The organism is Bacillus zhangzhouensis, assembly GCF_000715205.1.
Classification (GTDB): Bacteria; Bacillota; Bacilli; order Bacillales; family Bacillaceae; genus Bacillus; species Bacillus zhangzhouensis.
In genome coordinates this window covers 105,936-124,619 of sequence record NZ_JOTP01000003.1, presented here as the reverse complement: position 1 = coordinate 124,619, position 18,684 = coordinate 105,936, and the positions used below count along the sequence as shown (strand labels likewise).

19 protein-coding genes are annotated in these 18,684 nt (G+C 41.9%); 9 read left to right on the top strand and 10 right to left on the bottom strand.

The window, feature by feature from the left end:
* Positions 1 to 40: 40 nt before the first annotated feature.
* Positions 41 to 928 (bottom strand): acetoin biosynthesis transcriptional regulator AlsR, encoded by an 888-nt coding sequence (gene alsR, locus BA70_RS03905; protein ID WP_034318431.1) that lies wholly within the window; start codon positions 926 to 928, stop codon positions 41 to 43.
* A gap of 150 nt (positions 929 to 1,078) precedes the next feature.
* Between alsR and alsS the strand changes: the two genes are divergently transcribed.
* The 5 genes from alsS to BA70_RS03880 all read left to right on the top strand — a co-directional run bounded on the left by alsS (position 1,079) and on the right by BA70_RS03880 (position 5,346).
* Positions 1,079 to 2,779: an acetolactate synthase AlsS gene (gene alsS / locus BA70_RS03900; protein WP_034318428.1), complete on the top strand. Its 1,701-nt coding sequence runs from the start codon at positions 1,079 to 1,081 to the stop codon at positions 2,777 to 2,779.
* 35 nt (positions 2,780 to 2,814) lie between these two features.
* On the top strand, positions 2,815 to 3,585 hold the full coding sequence (budA, locus tag BA70_RS03895; RefSeq protein ID WP_034318426.1) for an acetolactate decarboxylase: 771 nt from the start codon (positions 2,815 to 2,817) through the stop codon (positions 3,583 to 3,585).
* Between the two features lie 153 nt (positions 3,586 to 3,738).
* Entirely contained in the window at positions 3,739 to 4,215 is a 477-nt protein-coding gene (locus BA70_RS03890) for a chromate efflux transcriptional regulator ChrS (protein WP_034318424.1), read from the top strand.
* 16 nt (positions 4,216 to 4,231) lie between these two features.
* Positions 4,232 to 4,813 (top strand): chromate efflux transporter ChrB, encoded by a 582-nt coding sequence (locus tag BA70_RS03885; RefSeq protein WP_034318421.1) that lies wholly within the window; start codon positions 4,232 to 4,234, stop codon positions 4,811 to 4,813.
* Positions 4,813 to 5,346, top strand: coding sequence for a chromate efflux transporter ChrA (locus BA70_RS03880; protein ID WP_034318729.1), 534 nt, complete (start codon positions 4,813 to 4,815; stop codon positions 5,344 to 5,346). The genes BA70_RS03885 and BA70_RS03880 overlap by 1 nt, the downstream gene beginning before the upstream one ends.
* Positions 5,347 to 5,386: 40 nt before the next feature.
* Here the strand turns inward: BA70_RS03880 and BA70_RS03875 are convergent, their stop codons facing one another.
* Entirely contained in the window at positions 5,387 to 6,706 is a 1,320-nt protein-coding gene (locus BA70_RS03875; RefSeq protein WP_034318418.1) for a UDP-glucose dehydrogenase family protein, read from the bottom strand.
* A gap of 116 nt (positions 6,707 to 6,822) precedes the next feature.
* A complete protein-coding gene (locus BA70_RS20255) occupies positions 6,823 to 6,966 on the bottom strand; it encodes a YwzD family small protein (RefSeq protein ID WP_167331423.1) in 144 nt (47 codons plus the stop codon).
* Positions 6,967 to 7,152: 186 nt separating this feature from the next.
* Here BA70_RS20255 and BA70_RS03870 point away from each other — a divergent pair, with 186 nt between their 5' ends.
* Together BA70_RS03870 and BA70_RS03865 are read left to right on the top strand one after the other, a co-directional pair.
* Positions 7,153 to 8,760, top strand: a complete 1,608-nt coding sequence (locus BA70_RS03870) for an SWIM zinc finger family protein (protein WP_034318415.1) — start codon at positions 7,153 to 7,155, stop codon at positions 8,758 to 8,760.
* Positions 8,747 to 11,524, top strand: coding sequence for a DEAD/DEAH box helicase (locus BA70_RS03865; protein ID WP_034318412.1), 2,778 nt, complete (start codon positions 8,747 to 8,749; stop codon positions 11,522 to 11,524). Before BA70_RS03870 ends, BA70_RS03865 begins: the two co-directional genes overlap by 14 nt.
* A gap of 77 nt (positions 11,525 to 11,601) precedes the next feature.
* Here BA70_RS03865 and ytvA read toward each other — a convergent pair whose 3' ends face one another.
* The 3 genes from ytvA to BA70_RS03850 form a co-directional block, all read right to left on the bottom strand.
* On the bottom strand, positions 11,602 to 12,390 hold the full coding sequence (ytvA, locus tag BA70_RS03860; RefSeq protein WP_034318409.1) for a YtvA family blue-light photoreceptor: 789 nt from the start codon (positions 12,388 to 12,390) through the stop codon (positions 11,602 to 11,604).
* Positions 12,391 to 12,541: 151 nt separating this feature from the next.
* A complete protein-coding gene (locus tag BA70_RS03855; protein WP_239646621.1) occupies positions 12,542 to 13,402 on the bottom strand; it encodes a Cof-type HAD-IIB family hydrolase in 861 nt (286 codons plus the stop codon).
* A gap of 403 nt (positions 13,403 to 13,805) precedes the next feature.
* The gene (locus BA70_RS03850; RefSeq protein WP_034318403.1) at positions 13,806 to 14,162 is read right to left on the bottom strand and encodes a hypothetical protein; all 357 of its coding nucleotides are present in this window, start codon (positions 14,160 to 14,162) and stop codon (positions 13,806 to 13,808) included.
* Between the two features lie 117 nt (positions 14,163 to 14,279).
* Here BA70_RS03850 and BA70_RS03845 point away from each other — a divergent pair, with 117 nt between their 5' ends.
* Entirely contained in the window at positions 14,280 to 14,690 is a 411-nt protein-coding gene (locus tag BA70_RS03845) for a YwpF-like family protein (RefSeq protein ID WP_003215215.1), read from the top strand.
* A gap of 27 nt (positions 14,691 to 14,717) precedes the next feature.
* Here the strand turns inward: BA70_RS03845 and mscL are convergent, their stop codons facing one another.
* Entirely contained in the window at positions 14,718 to 15,113 is a 396-nt protein-coding gene (mscL, locus tag BA70_RS03840) for a large conductance mechanosensitive channel protein MscL (RefSeq protein ID WP_034318401.1), read from the bottom strand.
* Between the two features lie 126 nt (positions 15,114 to 15,239).
* Complete coding sequence (gene fabZ, locus BA70_RS03835) at positions 15,240 to 15,674, bottom strand: 3-hydroxyacyl-ACP dehydratase FabZ (RefSeq protein ID WP_034318400.1); 435 nt, start codon at positions 15,672 to 15,674, stop codon at positions 15,240 to 15,242.
* 219 nt (positions 15,675 to 15,893) lie between these two features.
* Here fabZ and BA70_RS03830 point away from each other — a divergent pair, with 219 nt between their 5' ends.
* Positions 15,894 to 16,949, top strand: a complete 1,056-nt coding sequence (locus BA70_RS03830) for a tetratricopeptide repeat protein (protein WP_034318399.1) — start codon at positions 15,894 to 15,896, stop codon at positions 16,947 to 16,949.
* Positions 16,950 to 16,963: 14 nt separating this feature from the next.
* Here the strand turns inward: BA70_RS03830 and BA70_RS03825 are convergent, their stop codons facing one another.
* Positions 16,964 to 17,782, bottom strand: a complete 819-nt coding sequence (locus BA70_RS03825) for a flagellar hook-basal body protein (RefSeq protein WP_034318397.1) — start codon at positions 17,780 to 17,782, stop codon at positions 16,964 to 16,966.
* Positions 17,783 to 17,812: 30 nt separating this feature from the next.
* On the bottom strand, positions 17,813 to 18,652 hold the full coding sequence (locus BA70_RS03820; RefSeq protein WP_034318395.1) for a flagellar hook-basal body protein: 840 nt from the start codon (positions 18,650 to 18,652) through the stop codon (positions 17,813 to 17,815).
* Between the last annotated feature and the right edge of the window lie 32 nt (positions 18,653 to 18,684).

The window sequence follows — 18,684 nt, the reverse complement described above, 5'->3', positions numbered from 1 at the left end:
TTATGTAACGACATCATACCATATCCACTTCTCTATGCCCTTACCTCGGCTCAGCACGATGGAGAATATGATGAACAAGATGAAATAAAGCAGGATTATGATTTTCTCTTCTATAGGAAATGGTCCATTCTGCCAAAAGCTGTTCATCTTCAATCGACCGATACACAACATCTAGGTTAAATAAACGCCGGGCCGATGTTGGAATAACTGCAATGCCGATCCCTGCTGTGACAAGTCCAATGACCATTTGATATTCCGCCGCTTCCTGCACGATATTCGGAGAAAACCCGTACTTTTCACATAACAGGATAAAGTGCTGATAAAGGGACGGCCACGATTCCTTCGATAAAGAAATAATGGGTTCATGACGAATATCTTCAATGGTGACAGCTTCTTTTTTCGCCAATGGATGATTTTTCGGAATCGCAAAAATACATTCACTTTGTTTCATTAAACGACTGACCAGTTCTTCATGCGGCGATGTAGGGTGTAAAAATCCAATATCAATCTCCCCATTCAAAAGCGCCCGCAGCTGCTGCGAGACAGAAAGCTGCTTTAGTTCAATACTGACTGAGGGATACAGCTCTCTGAATTCACGTACAACTGGTGGCAAAATATCATACGTCGCTGTTCCAACAAAACCAATGATAATCTTTCCAAGCTCCCCTCTTGCTGTATGACGGGCATGATCAACGGCTTTATCAAGCTGATGCAGTACTCCCCGAACCTCATGTAAAAAGACCTTCCCAGCAGCTGTTAACTCCACCACTCGTTTAGACCGGTGAAACAAAGGAAACCCCAATTCTTCCTCAAACTGCTTAATTTGCTGACTAAGTGGAGGCTGTGTCATATTCAACCGTGCGGCCGCTCTGCCGAAATGCAGCTCCTCCGCTACTGTGACAAAATACTGCAAATGTCTCAGTTCCATCCTTTCACTCCTCGCACACTTATTCGTAAAACATATCAAAAACACGTTAAACATATATTGGGAATTTTATTTTATGAAATGTATAGTAAATCATATCACGAAAATATATTTTCATAAAAAATTTTACTTGCCGAAAGGAGTGCGGGGTATATGAATTCTCAAGCACAACCCCTAACAAGACGAGGAGCAGAGTTGGTTGTCGATACGCTGATTGCTCAAGGTGTGACCCATGTTTTTGCGATTCCAGGTGCAAAAATTGACGCGGTATTCGATGTATTGAAAGACAGAGGTCCAGAGCTTGTTCTATGCAGACACGAACAAAATGCGGCATTTATGGCTGCTGCTGTTGGTCGTTTAACTGGCAAACCAGGCGTTTGTCTCGTCACATCAGGTCCTGGCGCATCTAATTTAGCGACAGGTCTATTAACAGCCAATACTGAAGGTGACCCTGTTGTTGCAATCGCTGGAAACGTCATTCGTGCGGATCGGCTGAAACGAACACATCAATCACTCGACAATGCGGCATTATTCAAACCAGTGACAAAATATAGCGTTGAAGTACAAGACGTAAACAATATACCAGAAGCTTTAACAAATGCCTTTCGCGCGGCACAAAGAGGTCAAGCTGGAGCAGCATTTATCAGCTTTCCACAAGATGTCGTGACAGAACACACCACACAAACACCAGTGTCTGCTCACCCTTCTCCAGAACTAGGTCCTGCACCGGATACTCTCATCAGTTCGGCCATCGCCAAAATTCAAAATGCACACTTACCTGTGGCTATTGTGGGAATGAAAGCTAGCCGTCCAGCTGCGGCAAACGCCACAAGAAAATTATTAAAAACACTTGGTATCCCATTTGTCGAAACGTACCAGGGAGCCGGCGTTCTCTCAAGAGAGCTGGAGTCTCAATATGTGGGCAGAATCGGCTTATTCCGTAATCAGCCGGGAGATCTTCTCATTGAACAAGCAGATGTCATTTTGACCATCGGCTTTGATCCGATCGAATATGATCCGAAGCATTGGAATATCAAGCCACAGCAGCGCCAGATCATCCATGTTGATGACATGCAGGCGGATATTGACCATTTTTATGAGCCAACGCTTGAGCTTGTTGGCAATATATCTGAAACCGTCCAACACCTAGCACATGATAGTGTTCCACTGTCACTATGCAAAGAGAAAGTAGAGCTAGTCACTGATTTACAGGAACTATTAAACGATATTGAAAAAGCACCAGAAAGAGAAAGTCATCTGTCTCACCCGCTCGATGTCATTCATACATTGAGACGCCTGATTTCTGATGACACGAAGGTCACATGTGATATCGGATCTCACGCGATTTGGATGTCCCGCCACTTCCGTGTCTATGAACCGAACACATTCCTAGTAAGTAACGGAATGCAAACACTCGGCGTGGCATTACCATGGGCAATTGCTGCCTCTATTTTGAATCCAGATGAGAAAATTATTTCTGTCTCAGGTGATGGTGGTTTTCTCTTCTCTGCAATGGAGTTAGAAACAGCCGTCCGCATGAAAACAAACCTCATTCATCTCGTTTGGAATGACAGCACATATGATATGGTGGCGTTCCAGCAAGAAATGAAATATGACCGCACGTCCTGCGTTGAATTCGGTCAGATCGACTTAGTGAAATATGCGGAAAGCTTTGGAGCAACTGGGTTACGTGTAAACTCACCTGAAGAGCTTTCAACCGTCCTTCAAAAGGGTATAAACATAGAAGGACCTGTCATTATTGATATACCGATTGACTATCAAGACAACCCAGACCTCGCCAGTCAAAAATGGCCAGAAGTCTTTCGCGAAACACACACATTGAACGTCAGATAAGTTGTCCATACATTACATCAAAGGAGTGAACGGATATGGGGATGATGCACCCAATGAATCAACACAGCGACACAAGACAGCATGACAAACAGCAAGAGGTCTATCAAGTATCAACGATGACCTCTCTGCTGGAAGCCGTATACGATGGAGACTTCTCCCTCGCGCAAATTCCTGAACATGGTGATTTCGGCATTGGCACATTCAATCAATTAGATGGAGAGCTGATCGGCTTTGACGGCGCATTTTATCGACTGCGCTCAGATGGAACAGCGACACCGGTAACAGATCAAGATTATTCACCATTCTGCTCTCTAGCATTCTTTGAAACGGATATCGTTCATCGAATTGATGCACCAATGACTTCTAAAGAGCTAGAAGAAGAAATCGACCGCATTTTACCAAGTAAGAATGTTTTTTATGCGATCCGAATTGATGGATCATTCAAAAAGGTTCAAACCCGAACGGTCGAAAGACAGGAAAAACCTTACGTTCCAATGGTGGAAGCAGTAAAGTCACAGCCTATTTTCGATTTTGAGGATATTCATGGAACCATCGCAGGGTTCCGTACACCGCAGTACGCACATGGCATTGCGGTGAGTGGATATCACCTTCACTTTATTGATGATGATCGGCGTGTCGGCGGGCACGTATTTGATTACACCGTTGATCAAGTCACCATCCGAATCTCTCAAAAACGTCATATGAATTTACACCTGCCAAATACGCAGGATTTCTTCCAAGCTGACCTTGATCGAGCTGACCTTGCACAGCAAATAGCCAGTGCGGAAAGTAGCCCAGATCAATAAAATGAAGACACCCCTGTGATGCCGGGGTGTCTTTTTATACAAATCGACTTTTTATCACATATAATGGTTTCATTTCGTTAGTAAATTAAGAATTATGCATTCTATTCGTAATGAAATATGATAGAATATCAACAGAAGAAAGGTGGTCATACGGTGTCAAACGACTATAGCATTCCGAACTTAACATTAGATGAAAGAGATAAACAAATTTTATCCATATTACACGAGGACGGGCGTATGTCCTATACAGATCTCGGGAAACAAGTTGGCCTTTCGCGTGTTGCCGTGCAAGCCCGAATTCAGCAGCTCATTGAAGCAGGTGTCATTGAACGATTCACCGCTGTGATTAACCCCGCGAAGATCGGCATTCATGTTTCTGTCTTCTTCAATGTAGAGGTTGAGCCGAAATTTTTAGAAGCAGTAGCCCTTCAGCTTGAGCAGGAAACAGCAGTCACAAGCCTTTACCATATGACAGGACCAAGCAAGTTGCATATGCATGGCATCTTTCAAAACGAACAGGAAATGGAGACATTCCTTACAAAGAAGCTATATCCGCTTGAAGGCGTCGTCAGTGTCGACTGCCAGATGCTCATTAAACGATACAAAAGTCGAATGGGCATGAAATTGTAGACAGGAGTTGAACCACTTGCAATCATATATCGAACTCATCATCGCTATGGTGCGAACCGGTATTCTCGGCTTTGGCGGAGGTCCTTCCGTGATACCGCTCATTCGCCATGAAGCGGTGGTGAAATATCAATGGATCAATGATGACGAATTTGGAGAAACACTCGCCATCGCCAATGCATTACCCGGTCCGATCGCCACTAAAATGTCAGCATACCTCGGTTATCGATTAAAAGGGACACGCGGTGCCATTGTCGCAACAGCTGCTCATATTTTACCGACATGTCTCGCCATGGTTGCACTTGTCACACTTGTCAGCGTCTTAAGCTCCTCACAAATCATTCAAAATATGATTGGCGCTGTGACACCAGTCATTGCCGTTCTATTAGGCATCATGGCATATGAATTTGGACAAAAAACGCTGAAAGGCTTCGGAATGATCTTTGGTGTCACTCTGTTCCTTCTTGCATTTATCGGCCTTCAGGTGCTATCCATTCATCCAGGAATTATTGTGATTCTCTTTTTATGCTATGGTGCCTTCCATTTCAAACTGAATCAACGCTGGAATCGAACAAATAAAGAGAAAGGAGTGTCTTCATGATGCTGATTCTCTTTTTATTCTGGGCATTCTTCTTGTCCAATCTGTTAGGATATGGCGGAGGCCCTGCATCGATCCCGCTGAATTATGAAGAAATCGTTCATCATTTTCAATGGATGACGAACGAAGGATTCTCCAATATGCTTGCTTTAGCCAATGCACTTCCAGGGCCAATCGCTACGAAAATTGCGGCATATGTCGGCTACGATGTGATGGGCTGGCCAGGCTTTATCGTAGCACTGCTTGCAACTGTACTGCCGTCCGCTGTCGGATTGATTTTATTACTAAAGCTCATTGACCGCTTTCGCCAATCTCCTGTCGTAAAAGGCATGACTCTATCCGTACAGCCTGTCATCGCCATAATGATGCTTTTATTAACATGGGAAATCGGCGGAGATGCCGTGAAAGCCATTGGCTGGACTCAATCGCTCGCCATTGCTGCCATCTCATTTTTCTTTATGACCAAATTCAAGATGCACCCTGCCTTTCTCATTGTGGCTGCATTTTTATATGGCGGATTCATTCTTCCGCATTAACGTTCAAAAACCGATAACATCATCTGTTATCGGTTTTCTTTTACATATAAATAGGAGAGACCGGCCTACGTCCAATAGAATGATATTCGACCCCTGCTCGCTCTGCCGCTTCAAGCGTATGGCAGTTTCGACCATCAAAAATGAGCGGCTGTCTCATCCATTCCTTATAGCCTGAGAGAGGAAAAGCCTGTATATCCGCCCACTCAGTTAATATACAGACCGCATAGGCATCCTTTATCGCTTCTTCAATGGTTTGAGCAAAAAAGACTTGATCAGGCAGTTCACGGGCTGCCTTGCGTACAGCAACAGGATCATAGGCCACCAGCTCCGCGCCTAATTGATGGAGCTCATGAGCAATCGGGATCGATGGCGCCTCCCTCATATCATCTGTATTTGGCTTAAAGGACAGACCAAGAAGTGCGATTCGCTTCCCTTCCAGATTTGCCCCCAGCCGCTCCTGAATACTTCGGATAAAACTGGCTTTCTGCTCATTGTTTACTTTGATCACAGCCTTTAACAGCTCAAAATCATGGGACACATGCCCTGCGATTTGGACAAGTGCATTTGTATCCTTTGGAAAACAAGAACCTCCGTAGCCAATACCCGCCCTGAGAAACGAAGAACCGATCCGCTGATCAAGCCCCATTCCCTGTGCCACCCATTCAACATCAGCACCTGTTTTTTCACAAATCGAAGCAATTTCATTCATAAAGCTAATTTTTGTCGCTAGAAAAGCATTTGATGCGTACTTGATCATTTCTGCACTTTTACGATCTGTTTTCACAACTGGAAGGTGAAAATCGGCATACATGTCCTCTAGCTGGTCTAATACGGCTTTTGTTTCAGCTCCAATCACAAGCCGATCCGCTCTCAATGTATCTGAAATGGCGGACCCCTCCCGTAAAAATTCCGGATTAGATGCGATAAATAACGGCTCATTCCGCCCTAATTCTTGATGAATCAAACGATCGAGTTGATCCCCTGTTCCTACAGGCACTGTACTTTTCACCACAAGCACCGCACCTGACTTTGCTTTTATGCCCATCTCTTTTGCAGCCTGAAACACATACTGCAAATCGGCTTGACCATCTGCCTGCTGCGGGGTACCGACGGCAATCATTAACACATCAGCCCGCGGGTAGGCTGCTACTCCATTGACGTGGAAATGAATTCGTCCTTGCTCAAGATTCCGTTTCAGCAGCTCTTTTAACCCGGGTTCATACATCGGAGGATTTCCCTGCTTCAGCTGCATGACCTTTCGGCGGTCAATATCAATACATGTCACGTCATGCCCTGCCTCTGCTAAACACACTCCCGTGACAAGCCCCACATACCCACAGCCTGCAATCGCAATATTCATGACACCATCAGCTCCCCATACTCCTTATGCTTGTAATGTCATCGTATGCCGGGGTTTTTCTTTCCATTCATAAAAGCATACAAAAACCCCCTGCCGCAACTAGCAGGGGGTCATTTTTATGAAACAAGACCATTTCGAATATGAGCAATCAGATTTTCAACCATTTCTTTAGTTGTGACATCTTTTGAATTTTCACCAATATCATGAGCGTACATCAAAATCTTTAAAAACTCTTCTTGATTTAAACCCTTATTATCCATGTCTGTATCCTTTCGATTCCACTAATTTCATTATTATATGCTGTAAGGTTGGTTTATGCAATACTCTAATACATCATTCGACAGCTTTTGAAATTTATGACCATTTTCATGAAAAACTTTTTTATAAATCACCATTGAGCTATAATAAAAGAATTGGAATCTTTTACTTGGTTAGGAGCGGATCAAATGCTTCAGCACAACTTCAACGAAGAAGAAGTCAAACAAACAGCCGAACAGATCAAAGAACTTCTTCCTGCGACAGATGAAAACAAACAACTCATCAAAAAAGCATTGATTACTTATAGACAGGACAGCGTATATCGTCTCAAGCAAGAGTCTGATACCGAATGGTCAGCTTATGTACATGATGTCGTGGCAGCAAAGGTTAATCTGCAACTATTGTTACCAATCATCAGTAGATGCACTTGTCCAGCTGATGGACTTTGTAAACACATTCTCGCTGTCTTCTTTTCGCTATACGCTCAAGTAGAGAGTGTGACCAGCTTTACAGAAAATTGGTCAGAAAAGGATGAGTTACAGCGCAGCAAAGAATTGATTCGACAGCACTTCCAGGTGAAGCGCCCAGACGAACAATCACTCCAAAGCTGGCTGTCTTTTTTCCAAGAGGAATTTAACCTCTGGCTGAAACGGACACCGAAGCATCAGCAAACACCACAGCATTTGTATTACGGTTATTTATCGATCCTGAAAAAACACGCACCTACTTCACCTGAATTCAAGAGTTTGTATGCGATTCATACATCCATCGATGTGTGGTTACGGCTCCATGAGCTGATTGACCTCGGCCAACTCGATGCCGAAAAGGATTTTTATTCCATGAATCCATATGTAGAACAGCTCATGAACACCATTTTTGATTCAGTGGATCATTTGAAGACATACGCCCTTTCCTTTTCCCTCGATCCGTTTCTTGAAAACACACCAACTGCCGTTCGGACACTTCTTCAAATAAGCGGACCTTTCCAGCATGAACGAGTAGCGGTCTTTATGGAGATTTGGGGAACCATATTAAATAGAGGGAAATGGGTCAAAAAAGAAACAGATTTACTAAAGAACGCTCAGCAGCAAGAACAAACGGTTGAACGCACCATTGGGCTCATGCACATGGATTATTTGCTCAAAGAAGACGAAAGGCTCTTTCAGCAATTACAGCTGCTCAATGCAGATATGCTGCCAAATGTGCTCAATTGGCTGAAGGATCTCACAAACCGCAAGGACTGGAAACGACTCAAGCTTTGGTATAACGAGATCTCCTATGTATTAGAAGAATATTGCCAGCTGGATCTTTCCTACAGAGAACTGCGAGGAGCCGTCAGTGATTTCTTCTTTTATTTAGATGCGTACTTTAAGCAGACGAAAGATCATCATTTATATGAACGTTATTGCCAAATCTGCATGCCCTATGCTTTTACTGAATATAGTCAGCTTTTATATGCACAGCAGCGATATGCAGAATGGATTGAGATTCACAGCCTTGTTGGTTTCTCCATCAGTGAATTGGAAAAGGAACTAATCAAACAGATTGCAAAAGAGGAGCCTGAAGCACTCATTCCATCGTACCACCGTGAAATCGCACTGCTTCTCGATCAAAAGAATCGAAGTGCCTATCGAGAGTCTGTGAAAATGCTCAAGAAACTGCGTACGCTTTATCATAAAACGAAAAAAACCGCGATTTGGGAAAGATATGTGAAGCAGCTGCAAGATTCAACGAAACGGCTGCGTGCGTTCCAAGAGGAAATGAAGAAAGGAAAATTAATTGATGACACGCCATAAACAAATTGTCATTCATGCAGAACAAACAGAAGATTTCTCTTTCACCATTTCAGCGCAAGCAGAGGACGGACACCCTGTTCCGCTTAATGAAATGAAAAGACAACTTTTCCAATGGCACGAATCTTCTTTTTACGGAACGTTCTTAGAAGATGTGAGCTTTATTGGCACACCTGCCTTCCTGTTAAGCCCTTGGATGACCGTTGAACTGCTAGGGAAAAATTCATTTAATACCTTTAGTCACGTGACATTGACGGATGAAACCGAGCCGCTTATGAAAACAGCCTCTACCATTTACGAATTCATCGAGGATGAAGATTTCATTCCCGATTACAAGGCATGGACAGAAGGTGTACTTCGGTTTAAAGACAAAGAAGGCATATTAGATGGCTATACGGCTGATTGGTTCTCCTTTGCGGTACAGGATTACATTCAATATGATGATGCCTTGCAGCACAAATGGAACCGCATGACTGCACAATCGCCTGCGCTTTCATCCTTCCAAGGGCATTTTTTAGATGAGCAAGATTTCTTGGAGACGATTGGCTGGATTGATGATGAGACACCTTTCACTGTCGGCTTGCGCTTAAATGAGCCAGATTTCGACGGAGATGATTGGAAAATCGAATTGTTTTTACGCGATAAGAAAAACAGTGACCTTCATTTCTTTGAAGGCATCCGTTCATTAAAAAAATCTTGGCGTCCGTATCAAGAAAAAATCTCAAGAGAGCTGGAGCGATTCAGTCAAATCGTTCCTTGGCTCTCTTTCACATCTGGCACTACGCTCATGTCAGAAGAAGAAGCGTGGGTTTTCTTATCTGAAGCAAGTGAAACACTTGTCAATATGGGCATTGAGATCCTGCTCCCGTCGTGGTGGCAAATCGTAAAGGAAAGCACGATGATGCTAAAAGCAAGGATTTCATCTACACCACGAGGCGAATCGCATGTCGGAATGGATGCCTTAATGGACTTTAATTGGCGCTTTGCGACAAACGGCATCGAGCTGACAGAAGATGAGTTCAACGAGCTTGTCCAAAGCAAACGACGCCTTGTCAATATTCGCGGGCAATGGATCAAAATAGATCCGACCTTCATCCAGCAAATGAAAAAATGGATGGAGCGTGCCGAAAACGAAGGGCTTCACATGTCTGATATCTTGTCACGCGAACTGGCAGATCAAGAGGCATCCTCTGAAGCCATCCCAGAGCTTTTGGATAGTACAGCATTTGCCCATATTCAATTTGAACTTTCATCTCAATTAAGAGGACTGGTTCACCAGTTAAATGATACACATGAGCTGCCTTCTTACGAAATGAGTGAGTCCTTTAAAGGCACGCTACGTCCGTATCAGCAGCACGGTGTGAACTGGCTTCTATTTTTAAGATCTCATGGGTTCGGGGCTTGTTTAGCAGATGATATGGGACTTGGAAAAACGATTCAAATGATCGCGTATTTCACCTATTTGAAGGAGCAGCAGCAAACGACTGCTCCATCACTCATCATTGCGCCAACCTCTGTTTTAGGAAACTGGCAACGAGAGCTTGAAACATTTGCACCACATTTGAGTGTCGCCTTGCATTACGGGCCATCACGCCCACAAGGGGAGAACTTTACAAAAGCATACGAGTCAACAGATATTGTTCTGACGTCTTACGGACTCTCACATTCTGATCGCGATGAATTAACATCAGCAAAGTGGAATACCATTTGTTTAGACGAAGCCCAGAACATCAAGAATGCCCATACGAAACAATCGCGAGCGATCAGGCAATTAAAAGGACAGCATCACATTGCCCTCAGCGGTACACCAATGGAGAACCGCTTGACGGAGCTTTGGTCCATTTTCGACTTCGTCAACAAAGGGTATCTCGGCAGCCTGACCAGCTTTCATAAGAAGTTCGTTCTTCCGATTGAAAAAGATCGTGAAGAAAAAAGAATCGAACAGCTGCAGCAGCTGATTAAGCCTTTCTTATTAAGACGAACAAAACAAGATGAAGAGGTCGCTCTGAATCTGCCTGAGAAACTAGAAGAAAAAGAATTCATCCCACTATCCGCCGAGCAGGCTTCTTTATATGAACAGCTCGTCAAGGATACATTCGAACATATGGCTTCATTAACAGGGATGCAGCGGAAAGCCATTATTTTAAGTATGCTCGGCAGACTCAAACAGATTTGCGATCACCCTGCTCTCTATTTAAAAGAAAGCGGGACAGATGTGAAGCTGCTGAAACGTTCATTAAAAATGGATAAATTAGCAGAGCTGTTAAAAGCGATACATGAACAAGGAGAAAGCTGCCTCATTTTTACGCAGTATATTGAAATGGGCAACATGATCAAGCAGCTAGCGGAGAAGATGTTTGGAGAACCTGTTCAATTTTTAAATGGCAGCTTATCAAAACAGGAGCGGGACAAAATGGTGGAACGCTTCCAGAAGAAAGAATTCAACATCTTAATTCTTTCTTTAAAAGCAGGAGGAACAGGACTCAACTTAACCGCCGCAAATCATGTCATTCACTACGATAGATGGTGGAATCCTGCTGTGGAAAACCAAGCGACAGACCGTGCTTACCGTATTGGACAAAAACGATTTGTTCACGTCCATAAGATGATTACAACCGGCACGATTGAGGAAAAAATCGATCAAATGCTCGAAACAAAACAAACATTAAATGATCGAATTATCCAAAGTGAAAGCTGGATTACAGAGCTATCGACGAACGAACTAGAGGATTTATTCACATTAAGTGCGGCAGCTCAATCATCTTAATCACAGCAAAAAGAGGCCTTTTCACAAGCTTGATGAAAAGGCCTCTTTTTTAATTTCATATTCATGCTAGAAGATTGTTAAATTTGCAGCTTTTTCAATGCAGATTTCACGTTCATATACGTATTCAAATCACGGAAGTCCTCTCTCATTTCTCCCATTTTCATCGCAAGATTTGGTTTAATTCCTGTCACAATCAGTTCAGTGCCAGTCATTAAAATTAAATCGTTCAGCTTAAAGATCGCATCTGCCACAAATGAGTCCACCTCTAATAAACCAGACAGATCCACAATGAAATAATCATCCTTGGATTGAGAGATATAGGTGGAGACCGTTGAGATGATTTTATCAAATCTTGGCGCTGTTAATGTACCAATGATCGGTAACACAGAGATACCATCCTTCACCGGAACAATTGGGACAGAAATATTCAACACTTCATCAATCGATTTCTCAAGAAGCTCCTGCTGCTCCTTCTCTTTCGTGACATCTTTTTGCAGACCAACGAAATAAAGACGTTTTCCTTCATTTTCATCAATCCAAAGAGGAGCCACACTTAACTCGTTCCAAAACATTTGTCCAGATTTTTTGTGATTTTTCAACTGAACAGTGACAGCCTCTTTGTTCTCAATGGCTGTTCTAATTTGATTTAAAGCGATTTGCTCCGTTTCATCTCCTTGAAGGAAACGACAATTCTTCCCTAGTACTTCTGCTTCTTGATAGCCTGTCATATCTAAAAAGCCCTTGTTCACATATATTAAAGGATTATCAGGTAAAGACGGGTCCGTCACCGTCAGGCCGACCTGAGTATAGTCTAAGGCTTCCTTGATTAAATGAAGATTTTCGGACTTATAAGATTCCAGCGCCATTCGTTTACTCTCCTTAATCCTTACAAGCGGGTTATATTCATAATTAAATTATATGATGTTCCACATCAGGTGTAAATAGAAGTAGTTCTGAATTCCTCTTTTGTAGAATGCGCTTTATCCTATATGATTTATACCAATACATCCGATTCGTCTATTTCAAAAGGTGTCGAATCATATGTGCCACACCATGTTCATCGTTTGTTAACGTGACCTGATCAGCTATTTCTTTTATATCCTTTCTTGCATTCCCCATCGCAACCCCAACACCAGCTACTTGAAGCATCGATTCGTCATTTAAGCTGTCTCCTACAGCTGCTGTCTGGCTTAAAGGAATATCAAGCCTTTCTGCTAGCCTTGTTAATGCCTGCCCTTTAGACGCATCCTTTGAACCAATCTCAAAGTTATGATCAGCTGAGCTGACCAATGTTAAATCTGAATCATGTCCAAATGTATCCCATCCGGCTTTCAGTCTTTCTTGAAAAAAAGAGAAGCCTAAGATGTTATAAAATGAAAGCTTTTGATCCTCACGAAACAATTCTTTATATGTATCAATATAGGCAAAACCCGACTGGCTGTATTGAACTTCTGCCGCTTGCTTTAGAACACTTCGATCCGTTTCTGGATTTGCACTTTTTAAACGGTCCATTTCGATCGCAAGAAGCTCTCTACCGCTATTCGGTGTGAAAATGGCCTCATTCGTAAAGACTTCATAGTAATAATCACGTTCCTCAAGCCATGATAATATGTGTTTGGCCTTTTCTTCTTGTAAAGTAGCTGAGTGATACACTTGTCCACTTGGATCATGAATCACAGCTCCATTCGCACTAATCACCCACGTATTCATACCAAGCTGATCAAAAATAGACTTCACATCAAAATACGCTCTTCCTGTTGAAACGACAACCTCAATCCCATTCGCTGCTGCTTCCTTTAATGCCTGCTCGTTTTCCTGACTCACTTTGTGTTCACTGTTTAGTAAAGTTCCGTCTAAATCCGTTGCGATTAATTGAATGTTTGTCATCGTTCTCTCCTTTTTTGTCTCCATTTTCAATTGACATACCACTGATTAAATCCACCATCATTATGAAATGAGTATCCACTATTTGCAAGGGATGATCGGCTTATCAGTGAATAAAAGGGTACCCGGCCATGAAACATGACCGGATACACATAAGGGGATGATAGGGGACACATGACCTATACAAAGAAGCATCGGTTCTATTACGCAGTGTTCATTTGCACTAGGCAAAGTCTATCAGCTTTAGCTAGAGGGGGGGCTATGAGATGCTAGACGTTTACCTTTTGAATCAAGACTGGCCTCCTTTCCTTTCAACTACCCCTAGTCTACTGAGAAAGGTTGTATGTGACAAAACATAAAAATGTCAAAATCACCCTTCAAATTCTCTATTTCCTCGTTAATTTTTGTTTTTTACCGCTTGAGTATAAAACATCATCTTGTTTTGTTTGACGAAATACTTATTTTTCATAAATTGATTAAAAATATCTGAATGAATCCAATTACTAGAAGGCATGTGAATATAATCAGATCCGTCCCACGCAAACCAATAAAAACAAAGCCGCCCGTCATGAATCGACAGTTGAAATTCAAAGCAATCCATTTGATCCTCTGTGACGTATTGAAAAGTGAGAGACTCGCCTTCTTCCATATATACATCACAAAATGAAAGAATGTCTCCCCATGAATATACTCGCATATTGCTTTTTGCCTTCTCCTCACCGATATGTATTTTTCGCAGTTGATAGGACTCCATAAAATATCTCCTTTCACTTATATGCAGCTAGTTCTGAGTAGGCAGCGGTTTCATTTATACAGATGTTGTATGCTATAATGATACATACGAATAACGAACGCTTGTGAGGTGATAAATATGAAAACCTTTAGGCTAATTGATCTCAAAATCGAACTTGATCCAAAGCAAGATAAAATGTCCAGCATTCCTCTTCGCGACGGTTTAATCATTAATAAAGAAGACGGTGAAAATCACTGGATGATCGAGGCACTCATTCCAAAGAAGCATAGACAGGTGTTTGAGGTGCTCTTTCAGCAGCACACAGAAGTGAAGATTCTCGTGACGATCACAAAAGAAAACAACCGCCCTGTTCATCTATCTGTCCAAGTCAAAAACATCGTTGCCTTAGAAGAAAACATTTCTGTGTTACTCGATGGTAAAATGATTACAAATCGTTACAGAACAGAAACCGAAGAAGTATTAAAAGACCTCGTCAAAGAGGGGCTTTCAGGAGAAAAACTGCTGGATGCTTTTAAACAAAACACATAAAAAAGAGCGGGATTAGCCGCTCTTTTTCTATTGCACATCTTTAGATTGGCTTTGATTTTTCAATAGATCTCTAATTTCAGTTAGTAAAACCTCTGATTGATCTGGTGTTTCCACAGCCTCTTCTTCCTCTACCTTTTTCCGTTTTAATTTATTCAAATAACGAATAAAGAGAAAAATGGAAAACGAGATAATCAAGAAATCAATCACTGTTTGAATGAAGTTACCATACAAAATTTGAGCAGATCCGATTTTAATGGCTAAATTGCTAAAATCATGTCCCCCGATAATAATACCGACAAGCGGCATGATCAAATCATTCACAAGAGAAGTGACAATTTTGCCAAATGCTCCCCCAATGATGACACCTACAGCCAGGTCAATAACATTCCCCTTAACTGCAAACTCTCTAAATTCTTTCAGCATCCTTTATCACCTTCATCTTTTTTTGTCTAATATGACGTTTTTTTGTCAAAAATGCAAGTCCTGATCCTTTCAGACTGAGCTTTCCCATATAAAAAGCGGTTCATACAAGATGAACCGCTAGGCAAATCATGATACTTTAGGACCGATAGAAAATGTAAGTTCTGCTTCACATGCAACTTCGCCATCGACTGTAGCTACCGCTTTTCCTTTTGCAACCGGACCACGGAGACGCGTCACTTCAACCTCTAAACGTAGCTGATCACCAGGCTTGACCTGTCTTTTGAATCGGCAGCCGTCAATCCCAGCGAATAAACCAATTTTCCCTTTGTTTTCTTCTTTGCCCAACATAATCACCCCAAAAACCTGTGCGAGTGCTTCCACAATAAGTACACCCGGCATGACTGGGTATCCTGGGAAATGACCGTTAAAGAATTCTTCATTGACTGTGACATTTTTAATCCCAACCGCTCTTTTCTCACCTTCAACCTCTAAAATACGGTCGACCAATAAGAATGGGTAACGGTGTGGAATAATCTCTTGAATTTGCTGAGCATCAAGCATATCTTGATCTCTCCTTCTTTTCTATATGGCTGATCTTCATTTGATTCCTATAAAAGTATATTATGAATGCTGTCATTTTTCAATGTTCACTCTACATATATGGTAGAAAATAGAATCTACTATTGCCAATTGTCATCAAATATAATCCACACTACACTCATTGTTTTTTCACAAATATGGTAATATATATTACATCATTGATTGAATAAGAGGGTAAAAATGAATTTTATGAGCGATAAATCCATTAAAAAACTTCTCCATTCGTGGTATACAATGCTGAAGCATCGACATTTTTCGAAGGCTGAAGATATCAAAATAACTCTATCAAAACATAAACGTAAATTATCAAAGAAACCGGGGCTTTATTTACATTATCAACTCATGCTATTCCGTCATCAGCTCTGGATGAATCAGACAGAGGACTTAGAAAAACTCAAACATGAACTGATGCTTCATAAGGATCAAATGAACGAAGAACTACAATATTATTTTCACTTCTTTCTCGGACTATACGAATCTTTAAACAGCGATCAAAATGATGCCATTCATTATCTTGAAAAGGCAGAAGAACGCCTTCCCTTACTAAACGATGAGCTCGAGGAAGCAGAATTCCATTTTCGTACAAGTGGTGTTTATTATAACAACCGCTACTCGTTGTTATCGATTCGTCATATTCAAAAAGCCATGGATATCTTTGCAAAACACGGGGATATCCATAGCATTTATCGTTGTAAAATTGTGCTCGCACTTAATTTTAGCGACCAAAAAAAATACGAGGAAGCAGAAGCTATTTTCATTGAGATTATCGAATACGTGAAAATGATTGATGACCAAGAACTGCTCGGAATCGTTTATTATGATGCTGGTTTTATTCAGTCGAGACAAAACCGTCATAAGAGAGCGCTAGAATACTTTAAAAAAGCGCTTCGTCTCCCAGCATACCGGAAGTCCGCACACTCCTACGTATCGTGTCTCTACGAAACTGTGCGCTCCTGTTTTAAAGAAAATTTAACCGAAGAAGGAATGAAATATATACAAAAAGGGCTAAAAGAAGCGGTTGCTTCTCAGTTTGATATATTAAGAATTAAATTCCAAATCCTGTTCCTTCTCTACAACCAAGCGCCCAAAGCAGATGAGCAGATTGCCACACTCGTCACATGTCTTGAACGAAAAGAAGCCTGGATTGATCTTGAGGATCTACTTGCAGATGTCTCAGATTTTTATAAAAAAAAGGGCGACTTTGAGCGAGCCGCCTTTTTTATCATGAGAGGCTGACTTCAGCCTGCTGATTATCTAATCGTATTCACTAATCCCAGCATCTGATCACCCATCGTAATGGTTCTTGAATTCATCTGATATGAGCGCTGTGTCGTCATTAAATCAGTTAATTCTTTAGACATGTCCACATTTGAGGTTTCAAGTGCACCTTGCTGAAGCTGAATGGCTTGGCGGTTTGCCCCATTCAGTGCCGTTAATGCACCTTGATAGTTACCATCTACTGAGAACAAATTCTCTCCTTCAGAGACGAGTGCTGAAGAATTATTCACTTGTACAACGCCTAGATTCACCTGCTGATTCGGTTGATTATCTCTAGAAATTGCCGTGAGTCGTCCATTTTTATCAATGGAAATATCACGAAAATTAGCATTTAAGACGATCTCATTTCCGTTTTCATCAAGAATCGGATGACCTTCACTTGTAACAAGCTGAACTTGGTTACGGTTATTGCCTGGCTGTAAGTAAAGAGAACCATCTCTTGTATAACGGATATTACCGCCGGCATTGACCTGCAAATACTGCGATGGCGCCCCAAACGCAACATCAAGGTCACGGCCTGTTTCTTTAATAGACCCCTGCAATGAGTTAATGGACGCATTGACCATTGTACCTGTTCCCAGTCTTAGTCCAGCAGGTGTCAGACGACTGTTTGCCACCTGCTCATTTTTTTCATCTACTTGATTAAATTGCTGTCTGACCAGCTCCGAGAAACGGGTGTTTTTCGCGCGATACCCTGTTGTTTCACTGTTCGCGATGTTATTACTGATCATATCAAGCTGTTTTTGTACTTCGTTCATCGACACAGCTGCATTAATCATTGTTCTGAGCATAAGAATCCTCCTTTCCCTTTCATTTCTTGATTAGTACACTCTTCCGATTTCATTCACTGCTTTTTCTAAGCTTTTGTCATACGCCTGAACAACTTTTTGATTTGTTTCAAATGCTCGATAGGCTGTTGTCATTTCTGTATATGATTTCGTCACATCCACGTTTGACAGCTCCGATACACCTTGGCTTAACGAATAGGACATTTGACCGTTATTTACTGCACTTGGCAGGGGCTGGTTATCAGCCGTACGGTATAAATCATTTCCTTCACGCGCAAGATTTCTTGTGTCCATTGCGACACGTACATCGATTTGCCCGAGATTTTGTCCATTTTCACTCACAGTTCCATCTGCATTCACTTTGAAATTCTCACTCTGAACCGTAATCGGCTGACCCGTCACTGAAAGAAGGGCACGGCCATTGATGGTCAATTGATTTTGTGCGTTCAATGTAATAGAACTACTTTTCGTATAACGAACGCCTTCTGGTGTGTTGACGGCATAAAATAGTGCTGATTTTTGATTTGTCTCTGGGTTGATTGGTACATTATTTTCTACTAGTGCGACATCTGTTGTTTGATCCGTTGTCTTTAATGTTCCTTGTGTAAATTGAGGGATCAGTTCCTGCATATATGTCCCAGTATTAATTCCACCAATCGGCGTTTGTTGTGGGACATTAAAGCCTTTGCCTGAGGATGTTTGGAAACGTCCTGATTCCATTCGGCTCAGCAGCATTTCTGGAAACGCCCGCATTGCCCCTTCATCAGCTTTATATCCTGGTGTATTCGCATTTGCGATATTATTTGAAAGCATTTCTGTCCGTCGCTCTTGAGCGATCATGGCAGATGTTGCGGTGTATAGTCCTTTTAACACGTGCTCACCTCATTAAGATTCTTTCACATGAC